Here is a 26,042-nt window from a genome sequence, read left to right on the forward strand (position 1 = left end):
GGCCCTTCCTGCGTCTGTGTGCATCCTCGGGGCGGGCTGCGGATCCTAGGCTCGCGGGCTGTGCTTTGCGATGTCCGCGGTGTTCACTGCCGCTGCGACGAGCAGCGCCGCCACGACCATGTGGGTTCCCACCAGCAGCGGCGGGATGCCGGTGTAGTACTGCGTGATGCCGAGGACCGTCTGCGCCACGGTGAGCGCCAACAGCGCGGCGACGCCGTTGCGGTACGCGCCTCGCGCGCGGTAGCGGACCGCCACCCAGATCCCGAACAGTGCGCCGAAGGCCACGAGATAGGCGGGGACCGCGTGGATGTGGGAGAAGAGGTCCCAGTCGAGCCCGTTGCGGGGGGCATCGGCGTCGCCCGCGTGGGGGCCGGCGCCGGTCACCACCACACCGAGCACGACGGCGGCGCCCGCTGCCACCGCTGTGGCCGCGGCCGCGGGGAATGCCGAGCTCGGAAGCGCGGGGTAGGAGCGGTCCATGAAGCGGCCCGTGCGCCCGAACGCGCGGTTCACGAGCAGCATCGCCAGCACAACGAGCGCCATGGAGACGAGGAAGTGCAGCCCCACAACCCACGGGTTGAGCTGGGTGAGCACGGTGATGCCGCCGATGATCGCCTGCGCGGGGACGCTCGCGAGCAGGCCCACGGCCAGCCAGAACAGGTCGCGGCGCTCCTTCCGCAGGTTCCAGAGCATGACGAGCATCGCGAGGGCGACCGCTGTGAGGGCGAACGTCAGCAGGCGGTTGCCGAACTCGATGACCCCGTGCAGTCCCATCTCGGCCGTCGTGGTGAGCGATTCCGCCGTGCAGCGCGGCCACGTGGGGCAGCCGAGTCCGGACGAGGTCAGGCGCACGGCGCCGCCGGTGCCGATGAGGACGATCTGCCCGACGAGGGACGCAATCGACAGGGCGCGGATGCGGCGGTCCACCTCGTGCGGAAGCCGCGCCGCGAAGCGCTTGAGGACGGTCGGGCCAGTGGTGGTCATGAGATCAGCTCCATCGGAACCAGCGGGTGGCGGCCGTGCCGACGAGCACGGCCCACAGGGCGAGGACCCCGGCGGCGCCGAGGTCGAGGGTGCCGTCGAGGAACGCGCTCCGCAGCGCGTTTCCGAGGGCGCCCGAGGGCAGGAATCCGACAACGGGGGCGAGCGCGGCCGGGAGGCGGGTGGCGGGGAGCACGATGCCGCCGAAGAGGCCGAGGAGGATCCAGACGAGGTTCGTCACGGCGAGGGTCGCCTCGGGACGCGCGGTGCCGGCGATGAGCAGGCCGAGGGCCGTGAAGGCCGCCGCTCCGAGAGCGAGGAGCGGGACGCCCAGGACGACGCCGGCGGCCGCCGGCCTCCAGCCCAGGGCGAGGGCAGTGCCGCCGATGACAACAGTCTGGACCGCGAGGACCACGAGCACCGCGAGGACCTTGCCCGCGATGAGGCCCCCGCGCCCGAGGGGCGTCGTGGACAGGAACCTGAGGACCCCGTATCGGCGGTCGAACCCGGTCGCGATGCCCTGCCCGGTGAAGCCGACGCTCATAGTGCACAGCGCGAGCACGCCGGGCGCCGCGACGTCGACCCGGCTCGGCCCCAGCCCGTCGAGGAAGGGCGTGACGCTGAGGCCGATGAGGGCGATGAGCGGGAGGACGATCATGAGGATGAGCTGCTCGCCATTGCGCAGCATCGCGACGGTCTCGTAGCGTCCCTGCTGCCAGATCCGGCGGGGGAGGGTCGCGGCCTTCATGCGGCCTCACCCGCGCGCCCGGCGGCGGCCGCCTCCGACTCGGACTCCGCGGCGATCGCGAGGAACACGTCCTCGAGGTTCTGCGCTCCCAGCTCGAGGCTGCGCGGCATGATTCCGCGCGCCTCCAGCCACCCTGCGAGCGCGAGGAGATCAGCCGGCGTGAGCTCGCCGTCGACCGTGTACTGCCCGGGCGAGCGCTCGGTGACCTCCAGGCCGGGGCGACTGCCGAAGGCGTCGGCGAGCGGGAGCGCGGGATCCGAGGCGAGGCTCAGGCGGCGCTGGGCCGGCCCGCGGTGGGCGGCGAGCTCCGCGACGGTGCCGCTCGCCACGACACGACCCCGGTCGAGGATGTGGACGACGTCAGCCAGTCGCTCGGCGTCGTCGAGGAGGTGCGTCGTGAGGATCACGCCGAGCCCGTCCCGGCGCAGCCCGTCGATGAGGTCGACCACGAGCTGCCGGGACTGCGGGTCGAGGCCCGCACTGGGCTCGTCGAGGAAGACCACCTCCGGACGGCCGACCAGCGCGCAGGCGAGGGCGACGCGCTGCTTCTGTCCCCCGGAGAGGCGGCGGATGGTGGTCGAGGCGAAGTCGTCGATCCCGAGGCGTCCGGCGAGCTCGTCAACGTCGAGCGGGTCGGTGTACATCCCGGCGACATGGCGCAGGAGTGCCACGGGGCGGGCCGAGGGCGGGAGACCACCCTCCTGGAGCATGATGCCGACACGCGCGCGCAGCTCGGCGCTGGCCGTTTCCGGGTCCTCCCCGAGGAGTCTGACCGTGCCGTCCGTGCGGCGCTGGAGGCCCTGGGCGCATTCGAGGGTTGTGGTCTTCCCCGCGCCGTTGACACCGAGGATCACGGTGATCTCGCCCGCATTCGCTGTGAGGTCGACGCCAGCCAGGACCCTCTTCATCCGCCCGTCGAGGGCTGGGAGCGGGCCGACGTCCTTGACCAGGCCTTCGATCTCGAGGCAGGGGGTACCGGTTCTGAGCACCCGTACATTCTACGCGGGGTAGTAGGATCGGCCCGGCGGGCGGATCAGGGACCAAAGTCCCCTTCCTCGGTTCGCCAGCGGCGTGATAAGCCTCTCCTTACTGGAGACCTGCGGAATATTAGGCAATGATTGTGTTGTGTATTCCGTGACGACGCCGAAGCCTGCGCAGCACGCTGCCGGGCGCCCAGCACCGCGTCCGGCCGATTCCGAGGACCGCACGCGTGACCGCGTCCTCAGCGCCGTGCTTGAGCACGGCCCTGTCAGCGCCGCCGAGCTCGGCGACATGCTGAACGTGACGCCCGCGGCCGTGCGCCGCCACCTCGACGCGCTCACGGAGGCCGGCGTCGTCGAAGTCAAGCGCGTCGCGACCTCCGGGACGGGCGCCGGCCGGCCGGCACGCCGCTACGTCCTCACTTCCCGAGGCCAGTCCACCATCGGTGACGACTACCTCGACATCGCCCGCAAGGCCCTCGAACGCCTGGCCGAGGTTGGCGGCCGCAGCGCCGTGGAGGACTTCGCCCACGAGCGGTTCGCGGCGATGGAGCGGCGCTACCAGCCGCTCGTCGACGCCGCGGGCGACGACGTCGAGGCCCGGTCCCGCGCCCTTGCCGAGGCTCTCACCGCCGACGGCTTCGTGGCGTCGGCCGCGTCGGTCCAGGGGAAGGCGCCCCTGCCCGCGCACCTCGCAAGCGTCCAGCTCTGCCAGGGACACTGTCCCGTCCAGCAGCTGGCGGCCGAGTTCCCCGTGTTCTGCGACAGCGAGACTGCGGCGTTCTCCCGACTCCTGGGCGTCGACGTCCGCAGGCTGTCAACGCTCGCCCAAGGCGGGCACGTGTGCACTACCCACATACCCACCGGGAGGGCCAAGCTCACGCCGGCCGACCCGGAGACCGCAACCAAGCAGCACGAGAGGCCGTGATGACGGATCAATTAGCTGACAACGCCACCGCACGGGCCGTGGGCGCCGACGGCGCCGAGACCACGGTGATCACTGAGATCCTGGAGAAGAACCCGGAGCTCCACGGGATCGGAACCTACGAGTACGGCTGGGCCGACAAGACCGACGCCGGCGCCAACGCCCGGCGCGGCCTCGACGAGGACGTGGTCCGCGACATCTCGGCCAAGAAGGACGAGCCCGAGTGGATGCTCGACCTCCGACTTAAGGGCCTGAAGTACTTCGACCGCAAGCCGATGCCCCTGTGGGGCGCCGACCTGTCGGGGATCGACTTCGACAACATCAAGTACTTCGTCCGCTCCACCGAGAAGCAGGCGCAGTCGTGGGAGGACCTCCCCGAGGACATCCGCAACACGTACGAGAAGCTCGGCATCCCGGAGGCCGAGCGCGCGCGGCTCGTGGCCGGCGTCGCGGCGCAGTACGAGTCCGAGGTCGTCTACCACCAGATCCGTGAGGACCTCGAGGCCCAGGGCGTGATCTTCCTTGACACTGACACCGCGCTGAAGGAGCACCCGGAGTTCTTCCAGGAGTACTTCGGCACCGTGATCCCGGTCGGCGACAACAAGTTCGCCTCCCTCAACACGGCCGTGTGGTCCGGCGGTTCCTTCGTGTACGTGCCCAAGGGCGTGCACGTCGAGATCCCGCTCCAGGCCTACTTCCGCATCAACACGGAGAACATGGGCCAGTTCGAGCGGACGCTGATCATTGCCGACGAGGACTCCTACGTCCACTACATCGAGGGCTGCACGGCCCCGATCTACACCTCCGACTCGCTGCACTCTGCGGTCGTCGAGATCATCGTCAAGAAGGGCGCCCGCGTCCGCTACACGACGATCCAGAACTGGTCGAACAACGTGTACAACCTCGTGACCAAGCGCGCGATCTGCCACGAGGGCGCCACCATGGAGTGGATCGACGGCAACATCGGCTCCAAGGTCACCATGAAGTACCCGGCTGTCTACCTCGTGGGTGAGCACGCCAAGGGCGAGACCCTCTCGATCGCCTTCGCCGGCGAGGGCCAGCACCAGGACACGGGCTCGAAGATGGTGCACATCGCCCCGAACACGAAGTCCTCGATCGTCTCCAAGTCGGTGGCTCGTGGCGGCGGGCGCGCGGCGTACCGCGGCCTCGTCCAGGTCCGCGAGGGCGCCAAGCACTCGGCCAACACGGTCCGCTGCGACGCGCTGCTCGTGGATACCGTCTCGCGCTCCGACACCTACCCGTACATCGACATCCGCGAGGACGACGTCGTGCTCGGCCACGAGGCGACCGTCTCCCGCGTGTCCGAGGAGCAGCTCTTCTACCTCATGTCCCGCGGCCTGCCCGAGGACGAGGCCATGGCGATGATCGTGCGCGGCTTCATCGAGCCGATCGCGCGCGAGCTCCCCATGGAGTACGCCCTCGAGCTGAACCGTTTGATCGAACTGCAGATGGAAGGGTCCGTCGGCTGATATGGCTGAACTTACCGAAGTGACGACCGAAGAGAAGCTCGACGAGAAGGCCCGGATCGGCGCGCCGTCCATCCCAGGGCTGACCGAGGAGGGCGAGACGCTCGCCCCGGCGCAGACCACCGCCTCGCCCCTGGGCGGCGCCGCCGCCAAGAGCCACTCCCACGGCGGCGGCTACGGCATCCCGGACAGCTCGCGCGCCGGCCGCCTGACGTCGTACCGGCTCGAGGACTTCCCGGCCATCAAGGGCACGGAGGAGGAGTGGCGCTTCACGCCGCTCAAGCGCCTCGGTGGGCTCCACACGGCGGCGCTCGACGGCGCGGCCCCGACAGTCGACGTCACGGGGCCCGAGGCGGTCCGCGTCGAGACGGTCGGCCGCGACGACGCACGCATCGGCACCGCCGGCATCCCGGAGGACCGCGTCTCCGCGAACGCGTGGGCGCACTTCTCCGAGGCCACCGTCGTGACGGTCCCCGCGGGGTCCGAGCTCGACGAGCACGTCCTCGTGACCGTGACCGGCGCCGGCGCCGCGGCAGCAGCCCTGCACCTGGTGATCGTCGCCGAGAAGGGCGCCCGCGCCGTCGTCGTGCTCAACCACGTCGGCGAGGCAGTCGTGTCCGAGAACGTCGAGATCGTCCTCGAGGACGGCGCAGACCTCACCGTGGTGACCCTGCAGGAGTGGACCGACGTCTCGGTCCACGCCTCGAGCCAACAGGTCAAGATCGGCCGCGATGCCCACCTGAAGCACATCAGCGTCAGCCTCGGCGGGTCCGTGGTCCGCGTCACCCCCACGGCACGCTTCGCGGCTCCGGGCGGCGAGGCCGAGCTCTTCGGCCTCTACTTCGCCGACGCCGGGCAGCACCTCGAGCACCGCACCTTCGTGGACCACGCCCAGCCCAACTGCGTCTCCAACGTCCTCTACAAGGGAGCCCTCCAGGGTAAGGACGCGCGCACGGTGTGGGTCGGCGACGTGCTGATCCAGAAGCAGGCCGAGGGAACGGACAGCTACGAGAAGAACCAGAACCTCGTCCTGACCGACGGCTGCCGCGCAGACTCGGTGCCGAACCTCGAGATCGAGACCGGACTCATCGAAGGGGCAGGCCACGCGAGCGCGACCGGCCGCTTCGACGACGAGCACCTCTTCTACCTGATGGCACGCGGCATCCCCGAGGATGTGGCCCGGCGGCTGGTCGTGCGCGGCTTCCTGAACGAGATCATCCAGAAGATCGGCGTCCCGTCCATCGAAGAGCACCTCACCGAGGCCGTCGAGCGCGAGCTCGAAGCCAGCGAGATCTGACCCTCACCTTTTCGGCTAGCCCGGGCCTACCGGGCACAAGGAGAACACACATATGTCCACTCTGGAGATCAAGGACCTGCACGTCTCGATCGAGACCGAACAGGGCGTCAAGGAGATCCTCAAGGGCGTCACCCTGAGCGTGAAGACGGGGGAGACCCACGCGATCATGGGCCCCAACGGCTCGGGCAAGTCCACCCTCGCCTCGACCATCGCCGGCCACCCGCGCTACACCGTCACCTCGGGCTCCATCACGCTCGACGGCGAAGATGTCCTCGCGATGAGCGTCGACGCCCGCGCCCGCGCCGGCCTGTTCCTCGCGATGCAGTACCCGGTCGAGGTGCCGGGCGTGACGATGACGAACTTCCTGCGCACCGCCAAGACCGCGATCGACGGCAAGGCCCCGGCCCTGCGCACCTGGACCAAGGACGTCAAGAGCGCCATGGAGCAGCTGCGCATCGACGCCGACTTCGCCCAGCGCAACGTGAACGAGGGCTTCTCGGGCGGCGAGAAGAAGCGGGTCGAGATCCTCCAGCTCGAGCTGTTCAAGCCCAAGTTCGCCATCCTCGACGAGACCGATTCCGGCCTCGACGTCGACGCCCTCAAGGTCGTCTCCGAGGGCGTCAACCGCGCCCAGGACGAGGGCAACATGGGAACCCTGCTCATCACGCACTACACGCGGATCCTGCGCTACATCAAGCCTCAGTTCGTGCACGTGTTCGTGGACGGCAGGGTCGTCGAGCAGGGCGGCCCCGAGCTCGCCGACCGCCTCGAGGACGAGGGCTACGACCGCTACGTGGCCGGCGCCGGCTCGGCAGTGACGGCCTGATCACCTGGAAGGCAGCAATGACTGAGATCCAGCCCGCACAGACCTCGCTCGAGGACGTCGAAGAACGCCTCAAGGATGTCATCGACCCCGAGCTCGGCGTCAACGTCGTGGACCTGGGGCTCGTCTACGGCCTCGAGTACGGCGAGGACGGCGCCCTGCTCATCAGCATGACGCTCACCACGGCCGCGTGCCCGCTCACCGACATCCTCGAGGAGCAGGTCGGCCAGGCGCTCGACGGCGTGGTGGACGAGTGGCGCCTCAACTGGGTGTGGATGCCCCCGTGGGGTCCCGAGCGGATCACCGAGGACGGCCGCGACCAGATGAGGGCCCTCGGCTTCAACATCTGACAGCCGGCGTCCGCACCTGCGCCAAGCACGACGACGGGCGGTCACCTTCCCCGCGGAAGGTGACCGCCCGTCGTCGTCCGTCAGATGGCTCCCGAGAACGTGTTGCACTGGTCGAGGTCGCCGCTCTGGAGACCCCGCATGAACCAGGTCTGGCGCTGCTGGCTCGACCCGTGGGTCCAGCCCTCAGGGTTCACACGGCCGGTCGCCGACTTCTGGATGCGGTCGTCGCCCACGGCGGAGGCAGCCGAGAGCGCGTCCTGGACGTCCTTCTGCGTCAGCGGCTCGAGGAACGGCTGGCCCGAGCCCTTGTCGGACGCGTAGTGCGCCCAGATCCCGGCGAAGCAGTCGGCCTGGAGCTCGACGCGCACCGAGCCTGACTGGGGTCCCTGCGGGTCCTTCTGCGCGTAGTCGAGGGTGCCGATGAGGCTCTGGACGTGGTGGCCGAACTCGTGCGCCACCACGTACTCCTGCGCGAGGGGGCCCCCGGAGGACCCGAACCGGGTCTCGAGCAGCTGGAAGAACCCGGGGTCGAAGTAGGCGGTCGTGTCCCCGGGGCAGTAGAACGGCCCCACCTCGCTCGTGGCGGATCCGCAGGCCGTGCTCGTCGCCTGGCTGAAGATGACTGCCTGCGGCCGCGGGTACTTCACGCCCCGCTGGGGGAGGTAGCTGCCCCAGAACGCGTTGAGGCTGTTCACCGTGCCGACGATGCGGCAGTCGAGCCGCTCGTCGGCGTTCGCGCCGGTGCGGCACTCGGCGAGGCTGCTCGGATTGGCCTGCTGTGTCTGGGGCGCCTGGTTCGTGAGGTCCCCGAGGATCTGCGGGTTCACCCCGAGGAGCACCAGGATGAGCGCGACGATGCCCCCGCCGATCCCGCCGCCGATCACCCCACCGCGCCCGAGGCCGCCGCCGCGCCGGTCCTGGACCTGCGACGGGTCCAGCTGTGCACCGTCATTGAAGCTCATGTACCCCAGAGTAGCGGGGCGGCCGCCGTAGACTGCTGTGATGCCTTTCCTTGACCAGCTGCGCCGCTGGGCGGCGCAGAAGCCGCACGAGCCCGCGGTGGTGTGCGGGCGCGAGCGGCTCACCTGGTCCGAGCTGCACGACGCCGCGGCGGCCCTTGCGCGGTCGGGCGAGCCCACGGGCATCCTCCGGCAGGGCAACGGCGTCGACTTCGCCGTCCGGTGGGCCGCGGGCGTGGCGGGGGAGCGCGAGTGTGCCGTCCTGGACCCGCTGTGGCCGGAGCAGCTCGCCGCCGACGTCGAGGCCCGGCTCGCCGAGCGCTGGCGCACGGTGGAGCCGGGCCCGGCGGAACTGGCCGACGGCGATCCCAACTCATCCTTCCTCGTCGGCCTCACCTCGGGCACGACCTCGCTGCCGAAGGGCTTCTCGCGTGCGCGGGACTCGTGGCGGCGGTCCTTCGACGCCTCGATCGAGTGCTTCGCGCTCAAGCCCGAGGACCGGGTCCTGGCGCCGGGGCCGCTCTCGGCGAGCCTGAACCTGTACGCGCTCTCCGAGTGCCTGTACGCGGGGGCCACGTTCCACACCCTCCCGCACTTCGATGTCGGCGACGCCCACGCCGAGATCACCTCGCGGGGCATCACCAGGCTCGTCCTGGTCCCGACGATGCTGCGGGTCCTCGCCGAGCGGGGCCTCACCGGGGACATCGACGCGAGCGGCGTCACCGCCGTCGTGTGCTCGGGGCAGAAGCTCGACCTCCGCACGCTCGAGGCCGTCCGGCGCTGGGCGCCTCAGGCCGCGGTGTGGGAGTACTACGGCGCTTCCGAGCTCTCGTTCGTCGCGGCTCGGCTCCACGAGCCGGGCACTGTCGGCGCTCAGGTCGGAACGGGCGTCGGGCGCGCGTTCCCCGGCGTCCGCCTGGCCATCCTCGACGACGCGGGCGAGCCGGTGCACGCCGGCGGGGTGGGCAACATCTGCGTGAAGAGCGCCCTCGTCTCCGCAGGCTACGTGTGGGGCGACGACGGCGAGGCGTTCACCAGGCTCAGCGGCTGGGCCACGGTGCGGGACCAGGGATTCCTCGACGGCGACATCCTCCACGTCCTCGGCCGCAGGGCCGACATGATCAACACGGGCGGCGCCAACGTGTACCCGCACGAGGTCGAGGCGGCGCTGGCGATCCTTCCCGGCGTGGCGGAGGTCGTCGTCGCCGGCGTTCCCGATGACGTGCGCGGGCAGAGGATCGTGGCCGGCATCGTGCCCTCGCACGCGGGGCTCGGCCAGCTCGCCGTGCGCGCGGGCCTCGAGGGCTCGCTCCCGCCGGTCAAGCGGCCGCTGGCGTACCTCGAGCTGGCCGAGCTCCCCACCACGGAGCGGGGCAAGCTCAGCCGGGCCGAGTTCCAGCGCTGGATCCTCGAGGGCGACGCGCGTGCGCGGCCCCTTCCCTGAGTCCGGCGCCGGCCGGAGGCTCGCGCCGGACGGCGCGCCCCTCGTCGTCGCCGGCCGACGCACCCCGCTCGCGCGCGCCGGCACCCTGCTCGCCGACGTCCCCGCCCATCGGCTGCTGGCCCCCGTCCTGGAGGCGCTGGCCGCGGCGCCCGGCCTCGACCCCGCGCGGCTCGCCGACGTCGTCGTGGGGAACGCCGCGGGGGGCGGCGGCAACCTCGCCCGCCTCGCCGCCCTGGACGCCGGACTGCCGGAGCGGCTCCCGGGCATCACGGTGGACCGGCAGTGCGGGTCGGGGCTCGACGCCGTGGTCCTCGCGTGCCGACTCGCCCAGGCGGGCGCCGGCGAGGCCTTCCTCGCCGGAGGCGCGGAGTCGATCAGCACCGCACCGGTGCGGGGGAGACGGCTGCCAGGCGGCGGCGTCGACTTCTACCGCCGCGCCCAGCACGCCCCGACGCGGGACGGCGAGGCGGAGCCCGGCGACCCCGACATGGGCTTCGCGGCAGAGACGGTGGCACGCGAGGCCGGCGTGGCCCGTGACCGCCAGGACGCGTTCGCGCTGCGGAGCCACCGTCTGGCCCTCGCCGCGGCGTCCTCGGGGGCGTTCGACGGCGAGCTCGTGCCCGTGCGCGGAGGCGGCGGGTGCGTGCGGGCGGACAACGGGCCCCGCGCGCGGTTCGATGCCCGGCTCCTGGCCCGCTTCCCGGCGGCGTTCGCCGCCGGCGGGACCGTCACGGCCGGGAACTCGTGCTTCGACGCCGACGGCGCGGCAGCGGTGCTCGTGGCAGCCCGCGGTACCGCGGTCGACTGCCACGGGGCCAGCGGGCGCGCGTCGCTGGCCTTCGTGGGCGCGACGACCGTGGGCGTGGACCCTCGGCGGCTCGGCCTCGGGGCGGCAGCGGCGGCTGGGTCGCTGCTGTCGGATCTCGGGCTGGACATCCAGGACGTCGCCGCCATCGAGTTCAATGAAGCCTTCGCGGGCCAGGTCCTCGCGTGCACCGACCGGCTCGGCCTCGGGCCAACGCAGCTGGAGGCCGTGCTCAACACTGACGGCGGGGCGCTCGCCCTCGGGCACGCATACGGTGCCTCCGGGGCGGTCTCGGTGGTCCGGCTGCTCGCCCGCGCACAATCGCTCCCCGACGGCGCGCTGTGCCTCGCGCTCATCAGCTCCGCGGGGGGCCTTGGCACAGCGGCCCTCTTCGAGGCCAGGACGCCGCACGGCTGAGGGAACGCCGCCCATGGGACCGCGAGGTTCTGTCGCGTGCGGTGTGATGTGGGATATGCTCCCGGACATGGCACGGCGAAGCTTCCTCGAGTGGCCGGTGGTTCGGCAGGTGACCACGGGCGACCTGTTCGGCCGCGGACCATCGGTCACGTCGCCCAAGACACAGGCGGTCGCCCCGCGGACGTCCACAGCGGACCGCGTCGTGCAGAGCGTCTGCCCTTACTGCGCTGTCGGATGTGGACAACGTGTCTACGTGAAGGACGAGAAGGTTGTCCAGATCGAAGGCGATCCGGACTCGCCGATCTCGCGGGGCCGGCTCTGCCCCAAGGGTTCCGCGAGCGAGCAGCTCGTCAACTCGCCGGGCCGGCAGACCCGAGTGCTGTACCGCGCCCCCCGCTCCACCGAATGGCAGCATCTGGACCTGGAGAAGGCCATCGACATGGTGGCGGACCGGTTCATCGAGACGCGCCGCAGGACCTGGCAGCAGGAAGACCAGCACGGAAGGCCGCTTCGCCGGACGATGGGGATCGCGTCGCTGGGCGGCGCCACCCTCGACAACGAAGAGAACTACCTCATCAAGAAGCTCTTCACGGCTGCCGGGGCGGTGCAGACCGAGAACCAGGCGCGCATTTGACACTCCGCCACGGTTCCCAGTTTGGGAGCTTCCTTTGGACGCGGTGGTGCGACGCAATCACTGCAGGACATGGCCAATGCCGACTGCATCGTCATCCAGGGCTCGAACATGGCCGAGTGCCACCCTGTGGGATACCAGTGGGTAGCGGAGGCGAAAGCCCGCGGCGCGAAGGTCATCCACGTCGACCCCAGGTTCACGCGTACCTCCGCGGTCGCTGACAGGCACATCCCGATCCGTGCCGGCTCGGACGTTGTCCTCCTGGGCGCGCTCATCAACTACGTCATCACCAACGACCTCTGGTTCACGGAGTACGTGAAGGCGTACACCAATGCGGCAACGCTGGTGCACGATGACTACCGCGACGCCGAGGATCTCGGCGGACTGTTCTCCGGCTTCGATCGGGACAAGCGGGCGTACGACACGGCCTCGTGGTCGTACGCGGAAGAGGGCGGTGACGGCGTCAAGGAGCCGGGGGCGGGCTCGGAACATGGCGTTCACGCTTCGGCTCGGGCCGCTGGCGACGCCTTCGGCAGTGGCGGCCCCGCCTTGGAGCATGCCCAGGTGCAGCGTGATGACACGCTGCAGGACCCGCGGACCGTCTTCCAGATCGTCAAGCGTCACTATTCCCGCTACACCCCCGAGGTGGTCAGGGACATGTGCGGAATCGACATCGCCGACTTCGAGTATCTGGCGCGCACCATCACGGAGAACTCGGGGCGCGAGCGGACGACGTGCTTTGCCTACGCCGTGGGCTGGACCCAGCACACACTGGGGGCGCAGTTCATCCGGGCCGCCGCGATCCTGCAGCTTCTGCTCGGAAACGTGGGCCGCCCCGGCGGCGGGATCATGGCTCTGCGCGGCCATGCCAGCATCCAGGGCTCCACGGACATCCCGACGCTCTTCAACCTGCTCCCTGGGTACCTTCCAATGCCCAGCGCAGGCCGCCACGACACCCTCAGCGCCTATCTGGACGCCGTCGCCTCGAAGAAGCAGAAGGGTTTCTGGGCCGACGCAGATGCCTACACCGTCAGCCTGCTGAAGGCCTGGTGGGGCGACGCCGCGACGGCGGAGAAGGACTGGGCGTACGACTACCTTCCCCGGCTGACCGGAGCGCACGGCACGTACGAGACCGTGATGGGCATGCTCGACGACCAGGTCGAGGGCTACTTCCTCCTCGGACAGAATCCGGCCGTCGGTTCAGCCCACGGCAGGATGCAACGGCTGGGGATGTCGCACCTGAAATGGCTGGTGGTGCGGGACCTGAATCTCATCGAGTCGGCGACGTGGTGGAAGGACGGCCCGGAAATCGAGTCCGGGGAGCTGCGAACCGAGGACATCGAGACCGAGGTGTTCTTCCTGCCTGCCGCCACCCATGTGGAGAAGGCAGGGTCGTTCACCCAGACCCAACGGCTGCTGCAGTGGCGGCATCAAGCGGTCACACCGCCAGGAGACTGCCAGAGCGAACTGCAGTTCTTCGTCGAGCTGGGCCAGCGGATCCGAGAGAAGCTGGCCGGGTCCGACGACGAACGCGACCGCCCGCTGCTCGACCTCACCTGGGACTATCCCACGGACGAGCACGGCGATCCTGACCCCGAGTCGGTGCTGGCCGAGATCAACGGCCGTCATCTCGAGGGGCCGGACGCAGGCAGGCTCCTCTCGGCGTACACCGAGCTGCGTGCCGACGGTTCAACCTCGGGAGGCTGCTGGATCTACACGGGCGTGTACGCGGACGGCATCAATCACGCCGCCAATCGGAAGCCCGGCCACGAGCAGGGGCCCACGGCTCCGGAATGGGGATGGGCCTGGCCCGCCAACCGCAGGATCCTGTATAACCGGGCATCTGCCGATCCGGCCGGCAAGCCGTGGAGCGAACGGAAGAAGTACATCTGGTGGGACGAGGAACAGCGGCGATGGGTCGGCGACGACGTTCCCGACTTCCCACCTGACAGGGCCCCGGGGAGCAAGCCCGACCCCGCGCTCGGCGGTCCCGCCGCGCTCAGCGGAGATGATCCGTTCATCATGCAGTCTGACGGCAAGGGCTGGCTGTTCGCGCCCAAGGGCCTCGTGGACGGACCCCTTCCCACTCATTACGAGGCTCAGGAATCGCCGGTGGCCAACGCGCTGTACCCGCAGCAGCAGAGCCCAGCACGGCTCGTGTTCCCCCGAGCCGACAACCTCAGTGCGCCAAGCGCTGGCATCAGCGGCGCTGACGTCTATCCCTACGTCTTCACCACCTACCGCCTCACGGAGCACCACACTGCGGGAGGCATGAGCCGCTGGCTGCCGTACCTCTCGGAACTGCAGCCGGAAATGTTCTGCGAGGTTTCCCCCGAGCTGGCCACCGAGCGAGGGCTCGAGCCCTACGGGTGGGCAACGATCATCTCGCCGCGCTCCGCCATCGAGGCGAAGGTGATCGTCACCGAACGGATGAAGCCGCTGACCGTGGGCAACCATACGGTGCACCAGATCGGCCTGCCGTACCACTGGGGCGTCGGGGAGAACGCGGTCGTCAGCGGCGATGCGGCCAACGACCTCCTGGGCGTGACACTGGACCCGAATGTCCAGATCCAGGAGTCGAAGGTGGCGTCCTGCGATATCCGGCCTGGCCGCCGGCCCCGAGGGGCGGACCTGCTGGCCCTGGTGGCCGAGTACCAGGCGCGGGCGGGCACGACACCCGAGACCGGGAACAGCGCGGTCACCGATCCCGCTGCGGAAGGCTTCGCTCCCGGACCCGGCCAGGGCGGCGAGCCGGGCACCGACGCGAGGGTGGAGGACTAGATGGGCCAGCTGTCCGGACCGACCGATCCCACTGCCGATGCTCACTGGGAGAACGCCCAGCCGCGCAAGGGGTTCTTCACTGACACTTCTATCTGCATCGGCTGCAAGGCCTGTGAAGTTGCGTGCAAGGAGTGGAACCACAATCCCCAGGACGGGAATCTCGAGCTGCTCGAATCCTCGTACGACAACACCGGGGCACTGGGGGCGAGCACGTGGCGCCACGTCGCCTTCGTCGAGCAGGGCAAGGAACGGATTGCGGAAGCCCGCGAGTCCGGACGTGCGCTCGTCAACCTCGGGATGCCCCGTGTCGGCCCTCCAGCGGCTGCCGCGGAGATGACGGTGAGCCTCGCGGAGGCAGATACGACGCCGCCGGACACCGCCGACTTCCGGTGGCTCATGTCCTCTGACGTCTGCAAGCACTGCACCCACGCCGGATGCCTCGACGTCTGTCCCACCGGAGCGCTCTTCCGCACCGAGTTCGGCACCGTCGTCGTGCAGGACGACGTGTGCAACGGCTGCGGGACCTGCGTGGCAGGGTGCCCCTTCGGCGTGATCGAACGCCGCCGCGACGGGACTGTCGCGGTGGCCGCCGAGCGGGAGGACCGGCACGCCGACCACCCCGCGGTCCCCAATGTCGGCATCGCCCAGAAGTGCACGCTGTGCTATGACCGACTGGTGGCCGACGAGACACCGTCCTGCGCCAAAGCCTGCCCGACGACGTCCATCAAGTTCGGCGACCATGACGACATGGTGGAAACGGCGAGGGAGCGGGTTGCCGCCCTGCACGCGCAGGGCCTGACGGAGGCGAGGCTCTACGGCGCGAACGAGCTCGACGGCGTCGGCGGAACCGGCTCAGTCTTCCTGCTGCTCGACGAGCCCGAGGTCTATGGGCTTCCGCCTGACCCGAAGGTTCCCACTGCCGATCTGCCCCGCATGTACCGGCGTGCGGGAATCGCCGTGGCCGGAATGGTGGCCGCGGCCGCGTTGGCTTTCGTGAGAGGACGTGCGTGACCCACTCGGATTTTGACAGCTTCCGGCCACCGATGCCTCCCCGCCGCGGTCTCCGGGGCGGCCCCAAGCGTGGCGTACGCCGCCGCGACGGCGGCGATGGATCCCGGGAAATGCCGATGGTGCCGGAGCCCGAGTTCACTTCTTACTACGGCCGTCCCGTGGTCAAGCCTGCGCCGTGGGGCGACGACGTTGCCGCCTACCTGTTCCTTGGCGGCGTCGCGGGAGGCTCCGCGCTGCTCGGCTTCGGCGGCCAGCTGACCGGCCGCGAGGCGCTTCGCCGGAACGCGCGGCTGAGTGCCCTCGCAGCGGTGAGCCTCGGTGCGGCTGCACTCGTGAAGGACCTCGGCAGGCCGGAACGCTTCCTGCATATGCTCCGTACCTTCAAGCTGACCTCGCCGATGAGTGTCGGCTCCTGGATCCTCAGCGCGTTCAGCGCCGGAGCAGGCGTGGCGGCGGTCGCGGAGATCGACCGCATGAGTGGCAGGCGGCTGCCGCTGGGCCCGCTGCGGCCGGTACTGCAGGCTGTCGAGGGGCCGGCCGGATTCGAGGCGGCGCTGTTCGCCGGTCCTCTGGCGGCGTACACAGCGGTCCTGCTCGGCGACACTGCCACGCCGACCTGGAACGCAGCCCATGAGGAGCTGCCCTTCGTCTTCGTGAGTTCGGCGTCGCTCGCCTCAGCCGGGCTCGCCATGATCACGACTCCAATCCACGAGGCCGGTCCGGCCCGGACGTTGGGCGCGCTCGGCGTCGTCGGCGATCTCGTGGCGACGCGGGTCATGGAGCACCGAATGGATCCGGTGGAAGCCGAGCCCCTGCACGAGGGCAGGCCCGGTGCCATGCTGAAATGGAGCGAGCGGTTGGCGATCGCCGGCGGGGTGGGGACACTGCTGGCCGGCCGCAGCCGCGCTGTGGCCGCAGCCTCGGGGCTGGCATTGCTGGCCGCTTCCGCCCTCACCAGGTTCGGCCTCTTCGAAGCAGGCCTTTCCTCGGCCAAGGACCCGCGCTACACGATCGAACCGCAGAAGAAGCGGCTCGCTGCCCGCCGCGCGGCCGGCGTCACGGACGATTCGATCACCACCGCGCGCTGATACGCCACCTCCGTCTAGCGGACCTCGATGCCCTCGCCCACGACGGTGTGGCCGACCACGGGATGCCCGGGCAGTTCTCCGATCACGAGCAGGCCGCCCGAGGTCTGCGCGTCGGCAAGGAGGAGCAGATCGTCGTCGGTCACCCCGGAACCGAACCGCAGATGTGGCCGCACCCAGTCGAGGTTGCGCCGGGTCCCGCCGGAGACGAAGCCCTCCTGCAGCGACTCGCGGGCCCCCTCGACCAGCGGCACTGACGCGAGGTCGACCACCGCGCCCACCCCGGAGGCGCGGCACATCTTGTACAGATGGCCCAGCAGGCCGAACCCGGTCACATCCGTCGCAGCACGCACACCGGCGGCCACGGCCGCTTCGGACGCATCGCGATTCAGTGCCGTCATCGTCGCCACCGCCTCGGGGAACACCTCCCCGGTCCGCTTGTGCCGGTTGTTGAGGAGTCCGACGCCGAGGGGCTTCGTGAGCGTGATCGGCAGACCGGGCTGCGCTGCATCGTTGCGCAGCAGCCGGTCGGGATGGGCGACGCCGGTCACCGCCATGCCGTACTTGGGCTCGGGGTCGTCGATCGAATGCCCGCCGATCACCGGACAGCCGGCCTCCGCAGCGGTGCTCAGCCCGCCGCGGAGCACCTCGGTCATCAGCTCCGTGGGGAGCACCTCGCGCGGCCATCCCACGAGATTGACCGCCATGATCGGACGGCCTCCCATGGCGTACACGTCGGAGAGGGCGTTGGCTGCGGCGATGCGGCCCCAGTCGAAGGGGTTGTCGACGACGGGGGTGAAGAAGTCCGCGGTGGAGAGCACCGCCAGATCCTCGCGCACCAAGACGGCGGCGGCGTCGTCGCCGCTGTCGAGCCCGACCAGCACGTCCGCGCCGGACTGGCCCATGAGGCCGCGGACCACGTCTTCGAGCTCGCCGGGCGGGATCTTGCACGCGCAGCCTCCGCCGTGCGCATAGTCGGTGAGCCGGCGCGCGCCAGCGCCGTCGTCGAGCCGCGGGAGGGACGTCCGGACCTCATTCACGGGCCCAGCCTACCTGCAGCCGAGCTGCTACATTGGGCTCCGGTGGCGTCCGGGTCCTGGTGGGCCCCCCGGTCTTCAAAACCGGTGAGACCGAGCATCTCGGTCTGGCGGGTTCGATTCCCGTCCGCCACCGCCAACCATCGGCAGGTGATGCCGGCACTGAGGAGGGCATGTGGACGACGTCGACCCTCGCCGCCTCATCCCCCGCACGAACGACCTGCTGGCCCTGCCGGCTGTCCATCAGGCCCGAAGCCGACTGAACGAGCGCGTCATCCGGGACACCGTCCGGCAGGTTCAGGAGCGGGCACGGCGCGGCGAGCTCGCGCCCAGCGATGTGGAGCCGGCCCTGGTCGGCGCTCTGACTGCGCGCAGCGCGACAACCCTCCGCCCGGTGCTGAACGCGACGGGCGTCATCGTCCACACGAACCTCGGCCGCGCCCCTCTCTCCGCTCGTGCGGTTGAAGCCCTCGTGGCCGCCAGCGGCTACGTCGACGTGGAGCTCGACCTCGCAGACGGCACCCGCTCCCGCCGCGGGGCGAGCGCCCGGGCCGCGTTGCTCGCCGCCTGCCCGGCCGCGGAGGACGCGCTGGTCGTCAACAACGGGGCTGCGGCCCTGGTCCTGGCCACCACAGCCCTCGCCGCCGGCCGGGAGGTGGTGGTGAGCCGAGGGGAGCTCGTCGAAATCGGAGCAGGCTTCCGCCTGCCCGACCTGATCGCGTCGACCGGCGCAGTGCTCCGCGAGGTGGGCACGACCAACCGGACGCACCTGCGTGACTACGCCGACGCCGTCGGCCCCGAGACGGGCTGCGTGCTCAAGGTCCACCCGAGCAATTTCCGGGTTGACGGATTCACCTCCGCAGTCGGGCTGGGGGAGTTGAGTGCCCTGGCGGCTGGGCACGGGATACCGCTCGTGGCTGATCTTGGGAGCGGGCTGCTGGCGCCCGACCCGCACCTGCCGCACGAACCCGATGCTGCGACGGCGCTGGGCGACGGTGCCGACGTCGTCATCGCCAGCGGCGACAAGCTGCTCGGCGGCCCTCAGGCGGGTCTGCTCCTGGGCCGCAGGGAGATCATCGAGCGGCTGGCCCGCCACCCGCTCGCGCGTGCCGTCCGGGCGGACAAGCTCGCCCTCGCCGCCCTCGAGGCGACGGTTGCGGGGGACCCGCCGCCGGTGGTCCGGTCGCTGCACGCCGACGTGGGCGAGGTGCGGCGCCGAACGGACACGCTCGCGCGCGCCCTGGGCGTACCTGTCGTGCCGCACGACGGTCGGGTCGGCGGCGGCGGTGCCCCCGGTGTTCCCCTGCCCGGATGGGCGCTCCAACTCCCCGAGGGGATCGCAGCCCTCCTGCGCACCGGCGAGCCGGCCGTGCTGCCGCGCGTCCACGACGGCTCGTGCTTGGTGGATCTGCGCTGCGTCCCCGAGGACGACGACCACCGGATCCTCGCCGCAGTGCGGCAGGCGCTGGCGGCCCTCGACGGCGCGGGTGCCGGCAGGGCGGGCTGAGCGATGCACGTCGTGGCCACTGCCGGACACGTCGATTCTGGCAAGAGCACCCTAGTCCGCGCCCTCACGGGCATGGAGCCGGACCGCTGGGAGGAAGAACGGCGCCGCGGGCTGACCATCGACCTGGGCTATGCCTGGACCACTCTGGCGTCGGGACGGGAGGTCGCCTTCGTCGACGTCCCCGGTCATGAGCGCTTCCTCGGAAACATGCTCGCCGGAATCGGCCCCGCACCCGTCGTCTGCTTCGTCGTTGCCGCCGACGAGGGCTGGCAGGCGCAGTCCGGCGACCACCGCGACGCCGTCGCGGCACTGGGCATCGAGCACGGCGTCGTGGTCCTGAGCCGCGCCGACCGGGCGTCCGCCCGCGAGATCGGCGACGTCCTCGCACAGGCCCGCCGAGAGCTGGCCGGGACTGGACTGCGGGACGCGCCCGCCGTGGCGGTGTCGGCTACCGAAGGCACGGGCCTGGCCGAGTTCCGCGCAGTGCTCGACGGCGTCCTCGCCGGCGTGCCGTCCCCCACGCCGACGGGCCGGGTCCGGCTGTGGGTGGACCGTTCATTCACCATCACGGGCTCCGGAACGGTGGTGACCGGGACCCTGGGCGCAGGAACCCTCGTCCAGGGTGACCTGCTCCAGCTCCTCGGCCACGGCGATCCCCGGCCGGTGGTGGTCCGCGGCCTGGAAAGCCGTGACGCCTCGTATGCCTCGGTCGGGCCGGTCAGCCGCGTGGCCCTGAACCTCCGTGACGTTGCCGCCGAGGATGTCCGCCGCGGGGATGCACTCGTCACCCCCGATGCCTGGCCCTCCACGCGTGTCCTGGGCGTCCGCCGGACGACGGGCGCGCCCTACACCGAGGTGCCGGAGCAGCTCATGGTCCACGTCGGCACCGCGTCCGTGCCGGCCCGGCTGCGCCCTTTCGGAGCTGACCACGCCCGGCTCGTCCTCGACCGGCCCCTGCCGCTCGTCCTCGGCGACCGTCTGGTGCTGCGTGACCCGGGGAGCCGCTCGGTCCTCGGCGGCGCACGGGTCCTCGATGCCGATCCACCGGAACTGCAACGGCGCGGGGACGGCGCCCGGTGGGCGGAGCGGCTCGCGCACATGGACCCCGCAGGTGACGTCCTGGGCGAAGTGGCAGCGCGGGGCGCGGTCCAGGAACAGCATCTGCGCCGGCTCGGGCTGCTCTCAGAGGAACCCGCGACGGCGCCCGCGGGGATCCGCGTCCTTCGCGAGTGGTGGGTGCATGCCCCTGTCTTCGAGTCATGGCAGCAACGGCTGCGCACCGCGCTTGAGGCGCTTCAGGAGAGCGACCCGTTGACCCCGGGCCTGTCCATGGGTGCGGCCCGCGACCTGCTCACCCTGCCCGACGAGAGGCTCCTCGCCCACATCGTCCGGGAGGCCGGCCTCGAACAGGAGGGTGGCCGCGTTCGGCTGCCCGGCGGCCACGGCAGCCTCGGTGCTGCGGAGTCGGCAGTTGCCGACCTGGAGCGACGGCTCACCGCAGACCCGTTCCGCGCCCCGGAGGCCGACGAGTTGGCCGCCCTCAAGTTGGGAGCCCGGGAGCTGGCCGCGGCCGAGCGGATGGGGCGCGTGCTGCGGCTGCGCGATGGCGTGGTTCTCCTCCCGACGGCGCCGGCCCTCGCGATGCGCGTCCTCGCCCGCCTCGAGCAGCCGTTCACCACGAGCCAGGCGCGCCAGGCGCTCGGCACCACGCGGCGGATTGCAGTTCCGCTGCTGGAGCATCTCGACTCTCGCGGCTGGACCCGGCGTCTGGACGCGGGCCACCGCGCTGTGGTCCGCTAGCCCCGAGGCTTCGCAGACCGCTGGGCATGGGCCACCGCGCCGAGGGCGGGCGCGGGCGTCAGTCGTCGCCGAGGCCCCTGGCGGCGAGCGCGTCGCCAGTGCGCCGCGCGTAGGCCACCGCCGAGAGCACCACAGGAACAGTCCGGGCCCGCACGCTGCGCTCGAGCCCGCGCGCACGGGCAGCATCGCCCACTTCGGCGAACGCGCCAGCGAGCACAGGGATGCTCCGCAGCATGATCGCGATCGCGAGGGCGAACCGCTCGGGGTCCGCTTCGAAGCGCTGGAGCGGCCGAGCGAGCGACGCGACTGCGTCGAGCAGCCGCTCGAGCGGCACCGTGGCCGTGAGGAGTCCCGCTGCCACGAAGCACAGCAGCAGATTGGCCACGATCCGCGTCGCCGTCTCCGGCCCCTGCTGCCAGGACTGGAACGCGAAGAGGACGACGGCGAACGGCAGCACGAGCTTCCACGACGTCGCCAGACGGCGGACTCCGAGCCGCGCCGAGAGCCAGACCGCGACCGCGAGCCCCAGGCCCCCCACGGAGACACGCCAGTCCAGGAGCACGAAGCTCGCCGCTCCTGCCGCGCCCACGCCGAGGAACTTGGCCCACAGCGGCGCCCGATGAAGCCACGAGTTGCCCGGGACATATCCGGCGAGCAGGCCCCCGGCCGAGCGGGCGCGCATCAGCTGCCCTCCGCCGTCGTGCGCGGACCGGCGATCCCGGCAGGCGCGGCGCAGAGCTCACGGTAGAAGCCCACGGAGGAGGCGGGCTCGCCGTCGTAGGCGATCCGGCCGCCCTCGACGACGAGGACCCGATCAGCGTCCAGGGCAAGTTCGAGGTCGTGGGTGGAGAGGATCACCTGCTGACCGAGTCCGGCCAGCGTGCGGCGCAGGAGTTCGCGGTTGCGCAGGTCGAGGAGGGTGGACGGCTCGTCGAGGACGAGAACCCCAGGGTCGACGGCGAGCACGGCGGCGAGCGCCATGAGCTGCCGTTCGCCGCCGGAGAGCTCGTACACACTCTGGTCGGCGAGCGCCCCGAGCCCGAACCTGTCGAGGACGGCCTGCGCCGCTGCAGCCCGCTCCGCCCGGTTGCGGTGCCTCCGGCGCAGGGAGAGCTCGACGTCTTCGCGCCCCGTGGGCATGACGAGCTGGGAGAGCGGGTCCGTGAACACGAATCCCACGCGCTGGCGCACCGCGCGCCCGTCGCGGACGGTGTCCAGGCCGTCGATGCGCACGCTCCCCGAGGTCGGCTCGACGAGCCCGTTGAGCAGGCGGAGGAGCGTGGACTTGCCGGACCCGTTGGCACCCACGACGGCGATGCGGGGCTCCGTGAGTGTCGCGCGGACGCCGTCGAGCAGCACCTTCGAGGCGGCGTCGGAGGGCGCGCCCGTCATCCCGTCGACGGGGACGGCGACGGAGACGCCGTCGATCTCGATGCAGGCCATGGTTCCTCCTGTGCTGCCGCCGGACGCGGCCCTCTGTCTCAGAAGGCTACGCACCGCGGCGACGCTCCATTTTGTGGGCGGCCCACGACGGCGCCGGGCTGGCTTTGGCGGGCGCCGACAACCGGGTGCGGCGCCTGCCGTCGTTTCCGCTGCCGCCGCGACGGGTAGGCGCATCCACGATGACAGAGAACCAGCCTCCGACCGATGACGAGCTCCGCCGGACCGCCGCAGGGCGCTTCGGATTCGACGAGTGGCGCGAGGGCCAGTTCGAGGCGGTCCAGGCCGCTGCAACCGGCCGCGACGTGCTCGCCGTAATGCCCACGGGGCACGGCAAGTCGGCGGTGTACCAGGTCCCTGCGGCGGCGCTGGACGCGGTCACGGTAGTTGTCAGCCCCCTCATCGCCCTCCAGCGCGACCAGGTGGACGCCCTCAACGAGACCCTGGGAGCCGGGCGGGCCGTCGCCCTGAACTCGACTCTGGGGGCGCGGGCTGAGCGCCGCGCGTGGGAGGCGCTCGAGGACGGGGAGGCCAGGTTCGTGTTCCTGGCTCCCGAGCAGATCGCCCGCGAGGACACCCTCGCGCGGCTCGCCGGGCTCCGGCCGGACCTCTTCGTCGTGGATGAGGCCCACTGCATCTCAGCGTGGGGTCACGACTTCCGTCCCGATTACCTCACCCTCGGGGGAGCGGTGGAACGGCTCGGCCATCCGACGACCGTGGCCCTCACTGCCACCGCGTCACCGCAGACGCGTGCGGAGATCGTCGCCAAGCTCGGCCTCGTGGACCCGCTCGTACTGGTGCAGAGCTTCGACCGGCCCAATCTCACCCTCCGCGTCACCCGGCACGCGACCGACGGCGAGAAGCGGGCCGCAGTGCTCGACGAGGTAGCCGAGCTCGGAGGACCCGGACTGGTGTACGCCGCGACCCGACGCGCCTCAGAGGACTATGCGGATGCACTGGCCCAGCGGGGGCTGCGCGCCGAGGCCTATCATTCCGGCCGGCGTGCGGCGGACCGGGCGTCCGTCCACGCGCGGTTCCTCGGCAACGAGCTCGACGTCGTCGTGGCCACCACCGCCTTCGGCATGGGCATCGACAAGCCCGACGTGCGGTTCGTCGTCCACGCTGACATCCCCGACTCCCTCGACAGCTACTACCAGGAGATCGGCCGCGCCGGCCGGGACGGCTATCCGGCGCTTGCGGTACTCCACTATCGGTCCGAGGACCTCGGCCTCCAGCGCTTCTTCGCGGGGGGATCGGTCGCAGAGGGTCACCTCGCGGCGGTGTTCGACGCCGTGCGCGGGGCTGGCCCCGCGCGGCCGACGGCTCTTCGGAGCGAGACGGGACTGAGCGCGCGCGCCCAGTCCCGCGCGCTTGCCCTCCTCGAGGCGAGCGGGGCCGTCCGTGGTGGCCGGCACGGCTTCCAGGCGGTCGACGGCGTGGGGCGGCCCGACGCCGTTGAGCGCGCCGTGGCAGAGGAGGACGCACGACGGCGCGTGGACACCTCGCGTGTGGAGATGGCGCGCGGGTACGCGGAGACCGACCTGTGCCGCCGGCAGTGGCTCCTGAACTACTTCGGCGAGGATGCCCCCGCCTGGTGCGGCAACTGCGACCGGTGCGAGGAGACGGGCAGCCGCGAGCAGGCCCGGGAGCGGGAGGACGCGACGCCGGGCGGGTGGTCGATGCAGGACCCGGTGCGCCATCGGGACTGGGGGCCTGGCCTCGTCATGGGCGTGGAACCGGACCGCATCACCGTGCTCTTCGACTCCGTGGGCTATCGGGAGCTCGCCCTGGCCGCGATCGAAGACAACGAGGGCCTGCTGGTCCGGGGAGGCGCCTCGGATTGACACCGGGTCAGGAGGCACCCGTCCGGGCCGATACCATGGGATGAGGCCCAGGTCCGGGCCGCATCCCCCGAAAGGCACCCGACTGACGTGATCACTGTCTCCAACCTCGAACTGCGCGCCGGCGCCCGCCTGCTCATGGACGAGGTGAACTTCCGGATCGACAAGGGAGACAAGATCGGCCTCGTGGGCCGCAACGGGGCGGGCAAGACCACGCTCACCCGTGTGCTCGCGGGGGAGGGGCTCCCGGCGGCGGGCACTGTCACGCGCTCCGGCGAGATCGGCTATCTTCCCCAGGACCCGCGGACGCCGGACATGGAGCAGCTCGCGCGGGACCGCATCCTGTCCGCGCGGGGGCTCGACGTCGTCGTGCGCAAGCTGCGCGAGGCCCAGACGGACATGTCCAGCGAGGACGCCGAGGTCCAGCGCAAGGCGATGGGGCGCTACGACCGGCTCGAGGCCGAGTTCCTCGCGGGCGGCGGGTACGCGGCCGAGGCCGAGGCGGCGGCGATCTCGGCGAACCTCGCCCTCCCGGACCGCATCCTCAACCAGCCGCTGCGCACGCTGTCAGGCGGCCAGCGCCGGCGCGTCGAGCTGGCCCGCATCCTGTACTCGAGTGCCGACACGCTCCTCCTCGACGAGCCGACCAACCACCTCGACGCGGACTCGATCGCATGGCTGCGGGACTTCCTCAAGGCGCACCAGGGCGGCCTCATCGTCATCTCCCACGACGTCGACCTCCTCGAGGCGACCGTGAACAAGGTGTTCCACCTCGACGCGAACCGCGCCGTGATCGACATCTACAACATGGGCTGGAAGCGCTATCTCACCCAGCGCGAGACGGACGAGCGCGCACGACGGCGCGAACGCGCCAACGCGGAGAAGAAGGCCCAGGTCCTGATGGACCAGGCGAACAAGATGCGTGCGAAGGCGACCAAGGCCGTCGCCGCGCAGAACATGGCCAAGCGCGCCGAGCGGCTCCTCGCGGGGGTCGCGGAGGAGCGCGTCTCGGACCGCGTGGCCGCGCTGCGCTTCCCGGAGCCGGCTCCCTGCGGCAAGACCCCCCTGACGGCCGAGGGCCTGTCCAAGTCCTACGGCTCCCTCGAGATCTTCACGGACGTGGACCTCGCGGTCGACAGGGGGTCCCGCGTGGTGATCCTGGGCCTGAACGGCGCGGGCAAGACGACCCTCCTGCGCATGCTCGCGGGCGTCGACTCGCCGGACACCGGAGAGGTGGTCGCGGGCCACGGCCTCAAGATCGGCTACTACGCCCAGGAGCACGAGACCCTCGACACGGACCGGACGGTCCTCGAGAACATGCGCAGCGCCGCCCCCGACCACCTCGGCGACGCCGACGTGCGCGGGATCCTGGGCTCGTTCCTCTTCACGGGCGACGACGTCGACAAGCCCGCCGGCGTCCTCTCCGGCGGCGAGAAGACCCGCCTCGCCCTCGCGACCATCGTGGCCTCGAGCGCGAACGTCCTGCTCCTGGACGAGCCGACCAACAACCTCGATCCCGCGAGCCGCCGCGAGATCCTCGGGGCCCTGAAGACCTACAAGGGCGCCGTCGTCATGGTCAGCCACGACGAGGGCGCCGTCGAGGCGCTCAACCCGGAGCGAGTGGTCCTGCTGCCGGACGGCGTGGAGGACCTGTGGAGCGCCGACTACCTCGACCTCATCACGCTCGCGTAGG

Annotated in this window: 21 protein-coding genes and 1 tRNA gene; 15 read left to right on the forward strand and 7 right to left on the reverse strand. The window is 71.1% G+C overall.

The annotated features are described in order from the left end of the window. Positions 1 to 45: 45 nt before the first annotated feature. From ABD298_RS02110 to ABD298_RS02120, 3 genes are read right to left on the reverse strand one after another with little or no spacing between them, the layout of a single operon-like run. Entirely contained in the window at positions 46 to 984 is a 939-nt protein-coding gene (locus tag ABD298_RS02110; protein ID WP_344298000.1) for a COX15/CtaA family protein, read from the reverse strand. A 4-nt stretch (positions 985 to 988) separates the two neighbouring features. Continuing rightward, the gene (locus ABD298_RS02115; RefSeq protein WP_344298002.1) at positions 989 to 1,729 is read right to left on the reverse strand and encodes an ABC transporter permease; all 741 of its coding nucleotides are present in this window, start codon (positions 1,727 to 1,729) and stop codon (positions 989 to 991) included. Continuing rightward, the gene (locus ABD298_RS02120) at positions 1,726 to 2,718 is read right to left on the reverse strand and encodes an ABC transporter ATP-binding protein (protein WP_344298004.1); all 993 of its coding nucleotides are present in this window, start codon (positions 2,716 to 2,718) and stop codon (positions 1,726 to 1,728) included. Before ABD298_RS02120 ends, ABD298_RS02115 begins: the two co-directional genes overlap by 4 nt. Positions 2,719 to 2,854: 136 nt before the next feature. Here ABD298_RS02120 and ABD298_RS02125 point away from each other — a divergent pair, with 136 nt between their 5' ends. From ABD298_RS02125 to ABD298_RS02145, 5 genes are read left to right on the forward strand one after another with little or no spacing between them, the layout of a single operon-like run. After that, positions 2,855 to 3,637 carry a helix-turn-helix transcriptional regulator gene (locus ABD298_RS02125; RefSeq protein ID WP_369802305.1) on the forward strand — a complete coding sequence of 261 codons (783 nt, stop codon included), beginning with the start codon at positions 2,855 to 2,857 and terminating at the stop codon, positions 3,635 to 3,637. After that, positions 3,637 to 5,124, forward strand: a complete 1,488-nt coding sequence (gene sufB, locus ABD298_RS02130) for a Fe-S cluster assembly protein SufB (RefSeq protein ID WP_344298006.1) — start codon at positions 3,637 to 3,639, stop codon at positions 5,122 to 5,124. Before ABD298_RS02125 ends, sufB begins: the two co-directional genes overlap by 1 nt. A 1-nt stretch (position 5,125) precedes the next feature. Further along, positions 5,126 to 6,418, forward strand: a complete 1,293-nt coding sequence (gene sufD / locus ABD298_RS02135; RefSeq protein ID WP_344298008.1) for a Fe-S cluster assembly protein SufD — start codon at positions 5,126 to 5,128, stop codon at positions 6,416 to 6,418. 52 nt (positions 6,419 to 6,470) lie between these two features. Next, on the forward strand, positions 6,471 to 7,244 hold the full coding sequence (sufC, locus tag ABD298_RS02140) for a Fe-S cluster assembly ATPase SufC (protein WP_344298010.1): 774 nt from the start codon (positions 6,471 to 6,473) through the stop codon (positions 7,242 to 7,244). Positions 7,245 to 7,261: 17 nt separating this feature from the next. Next, positions 7,262 to 7,591, forward strand: a complete 330-nt coding sequence (locus tag ABD298_RS02145; RefSeq protein WP_208712485.1) for a metal-sulfur cluster assembly factor — start codon at positions 7,262 to 7,264, stop codon at positions 7,589 to 7,591. 80 nt (positions 7,592 to 7,671) lie between these two features. Here the strand turns inward: ABD298_RS02145 and ypfJ are convergent, their stop codons facing one another. Then, positions 7,672 to 8,553, reverse strand: coding sequence for a KPN_02809 family neutral zinc metallopeptidase (gene ypfJ / locus ABD298_RS02150; RefSeq protein WP_344298012.1), 882 nt, complete (start codon positions 8,551 to 8,553; stop codon positions 7,672 to 7,674). Positions 8,554 to 8,593: 40 nt separating this feature from the next. Here ypfJ and ABD298_RS02155 point away from each other — a divergent pair, with 40 nt between their 5' ends. From ABD298_RS02155 to nrfD, 5 genes are all read left to right on the forward strand, one after another. Further along, positions 8,594 to 9,994 carry a class I adenylate-forming enzyme family protein gene (locus tag ABD298_RS02155; protein WP_344298014.1) on the forward strand — a complete coding sequence of 467 codons (1,401 nt, stop codon included), beginning with the start codon at positions 8,594 to 8,596 and terminating at the stop codon, positions 9,992 to 9,994. Next, the gene (locus tag ABD298_RS02160; protein WP_344298017.1) at positions 9,975 to 11,216 is read left to right on the forward strand and encodes a thiolase family protein; all 1,242 of its coding nucleotides are present in this window, start codon (positions 9,975 to 9,977) and stop codon (positions 11,214 to 11,216) included. Before ABD298_RS02155 ends, ABD298_RS02160 begins: the two co-directional genes overlap by 20 nt. A 67-nt stretch (positions 11,217 to 11,283) precedes the next feature. After that, on the forward strand, positions 11,284 to 14,628 hold the full coding sequence (gene fdh / locus ABD298_RS02165) for a formate dehydrogenase (protein WP_344298019.1): 3,345 nt from the start codon (positions 11,284 to 11,286) through the stop codon (positions 14,626 to 14,628). Continuing rightward, a complete protein-coding gene (locus tag ABD298_RS02170; RefSeq protein ID WP_344298021.1) occupies positions 14,629 to 15,639 on the forward strand; it encodes a 4Fe-4S dicluster domain-containing protein in 1,011 nt (336 codons plus the stop codon). Beyond that, on the forward strand, positions 15,636 to 16,727 hold the full coding sequence (gene nrfD / locus ABD298_RS02175; RefSeq protein WP_344298023.1) for an NrfD/PsrC family molybdoenzyme membrane anchor subunit: 1,092 nt from the start codon (positions 15,636 to 15,638) through the stop codon (positions 16,725 to 16,727). The genes ABD298_RS02170 and nrfD overlap by 4 nt, the downstream gene beginning before the upstream one ends. A gap of 14 nt (positions 16,728 to 16,741) precedes the next feature. Here the strand turns inward: nrfD and selD are convergent, their stop codons facing one another. Further along, a complete protein-coding gene (gene selD, locus ABD298_RS02180; RefSeq protein WP_344298025.1) occupies positions 16,742 to 17,764 on the reverse strand; it encodes a selenide, water dikinase SelD in 1,023 nt (340 codons plus the stop codon). A 41-nt stretch (positions 17,765 to 17,805) separates the two neighbouring features. On the opposite strand from selD, the gene ABD298_RS02185 reads away from it, so the two are divergent. From ABD298_RS02185 to selB, 3 genes are all read left to right on the forward strand, one after another. Further along, positions 17,806 to 17,900 (forward strand) — tRNA-Sec (locus ABD298_RS02185). Between the two features lie 36 nt (positions 17,901 to 17,936). Next, positions 17,937 to 19,268, forward strand: coding sequence for an L-seryl-tRNA(Sec) selenium transferase (selA, locus tag ABD298_RS02190; protein ID WP_344298027.1), 1,332 nt, complete (start codon positions 17,937 to 17,939; stop codon positions 19,266 to 19,268). Positions 19,269 to 19,271: 3 nt separating this feature from the next. Beyond that, positions 19,272 to 21,068, forward strand: coding sequence for a selenocysteine-specific translation elongation factor (gene selB / locus ABD298_RS02195; protein ID WP_344298029.1), 1,797 nt, complete (start codon positions 19,272 to 19,274; stop codon positions 21,066 to 21,068). Between the two features lie 58 nt (positions 21,069 to 21,126). On the opposite strand, the gene ABD298_RS02200 is transcribed toward selB, so the two are convergent. Both ABD298_RS02200 and ABD298_RS02205 read right to left on the reverse strand, forming a co-directional pair. Then, positions 21,127 to 21,750 (reverse strand): energy-coupling factor transporter transmembrane component T family protein, encoded by a 624-nt coding sequence (locus ABD298_RS02200; protein WP_344298031.1) that lies wholly within the window; start codon positions 21,748 to 21,750, stop codon positions 21,127 to 21,129. Then, positions 21,750 to 22,511 carry an energy-coupling factor ABC transporter ATP-binding protein gene (locus ABD298_RS02205; RefSeq protein ID WP_344298033.1) on the reverse strand — a complete coding sequence of 254 codons (762 nt, stop codon included), beginning with the start codon at positions 22,509 to 22,511 and terminating at the stop codon, positions 21,750 to 21,752. Before ABD298_RS02205 ends, ABD298_RS02200 begins: the two co-directional genes overlap by 1 nt. A gap of 179 nt (positions 22,512 to 22,690) precedes the next feature. Here ABD298_RS02205 and ABD298_RS02210 point away from each other — a divergent pair, with 179 nt between their 5' ends. Together ABD298_RS02210 and ABD298_RS02215 are read left to right on the forward strand one after the other, a co-directional pair. Continuing rightward, positions 22,691 to 24,352, forward strand: coding sequence for a RecQ family ATP-dependent DNA helicase (locus tag ABD298_RS02210; protein ID WP_344298035.1), 1,662 nt, complete (start codon positions 22,691 to 22,693; stop codon positions 24,350 to 24,352). An 87-nt stretch (positions 24,353 to 24,439) separates the two neighbouring features. Then, complete coding sequence (locus ABD298_RS02215) at positions 24,440 to 26,041, forward strand: ABC-F family ATP-binding cassette domain-containing protein (RefSeq protein ID WP_344298037.1); 1,602 nt, start codon at positions 24,440 to 24,442, stop codon at positions 26,039 to 26,041. Position 26,042 lies beyond the last annotated feature (1 nt).

The organism is Sinomonas flava (genome assembly GCF_039531875.1).
Lineage (GTDB): Bacteria > Actinomycetota > Actinomycetes > Actinomycetales > Micrococcaceae > Sinomonas > Sinomonas flava.

Excerpts from the sequence above, each read along its gene's own strand:
- ABD298_RS02110 (WP_344298000.1), bottom strand. The coding sequence starts at position 984 with ATGACCACCACTGGCCCGACCGTCCTCAAGCGCTTCGCGGCGCGGCTT.
- ABD298_RS02115 (WP_344298002.1), bottom strand. The coding sequence starts at position 1,729 with ATGAAGGCCGCGACCCTCCCCCGCCGGATCTGGCAGCAGGGACGCTAC.
- sufB (WP_344298006.1), top strand. The coding sequence starts at position 3,637 with ATGACGGATCAATTAGCTGACAACGCCACCGCACGGGCCGTGGGCGCC.
- sufD (WP_344298008.1), top strand. The coding sequence starts at position 5,126 with ATGGCTGAACTTACCGAAGTGACGACCGAAGAGAAGCTCGACGAGAAG.
- sufC (WP_344298010.1), top strand. The coding sequence starts at position 6,471 with ATGTCCACTCTGGAGATCAAGGACCTGCACGTCTCGATCGAGACCGAA.
- ABD298_RS02145 (WP_208712485.1), top strand. The coding sequence starts at position 7,262 with ATGACTGAGATCCAGCCCGCACAGACCTCGCTCGAGGACGTCGAAGAA.
- ypfJ (WP_344298012.1), bottom strand. The coding sequence starts at position 8,553 with ATGAGCTTCAATGACGGTGCACAGCTGGACCCGTCGCAGGTCCAGGAC.
- ABD298_RS02155 (WP_344298014.1), top strand. The coding sequence starts at position 8,594 with ATGCCTTTCCTTGACCAGCTGCGCCGCTGGGCGGCGCAGAAGCCGCAC.
- ABD298_RS02170 (WP_344298021.1), top strand. The coding sequence starts at position 14,629 with ATGGGCCAGCTGTCCGGACCGACCGATCCCACTGCCGATGCTCACTGG.
- selB (WP_344298029.1), top strand. The coding sequence starts at position 19,272 with ATGCACGTCGTGGCCACTGCCGGACACGTCGATTCTGGCAAGAGCACC.
- ABD298_RS02200 (WP_344298031.1), bottom strand. The coding sequence starts at position 21,750 with ATGCGCGCCCGCTCGGCCGGGGGCCTGCTCGCCGGATATGTCCCGGGC.
- ABD298_RS02205 (WP_344298033.1), bottom strand. The coding sequence starts at position 22,511 with ATGGCCTGCATCGAGATCGACGGCGTCTCCGTCGCCGTCCCCGTCGAC.
- ABD298_RS02210 (WP_344298035.1), top strand. The coding sequence starts at position 22,691 with ATGACAGAGAACCAGCCTCCGACCGATGACGAGCTCCGCCGGACCGCC.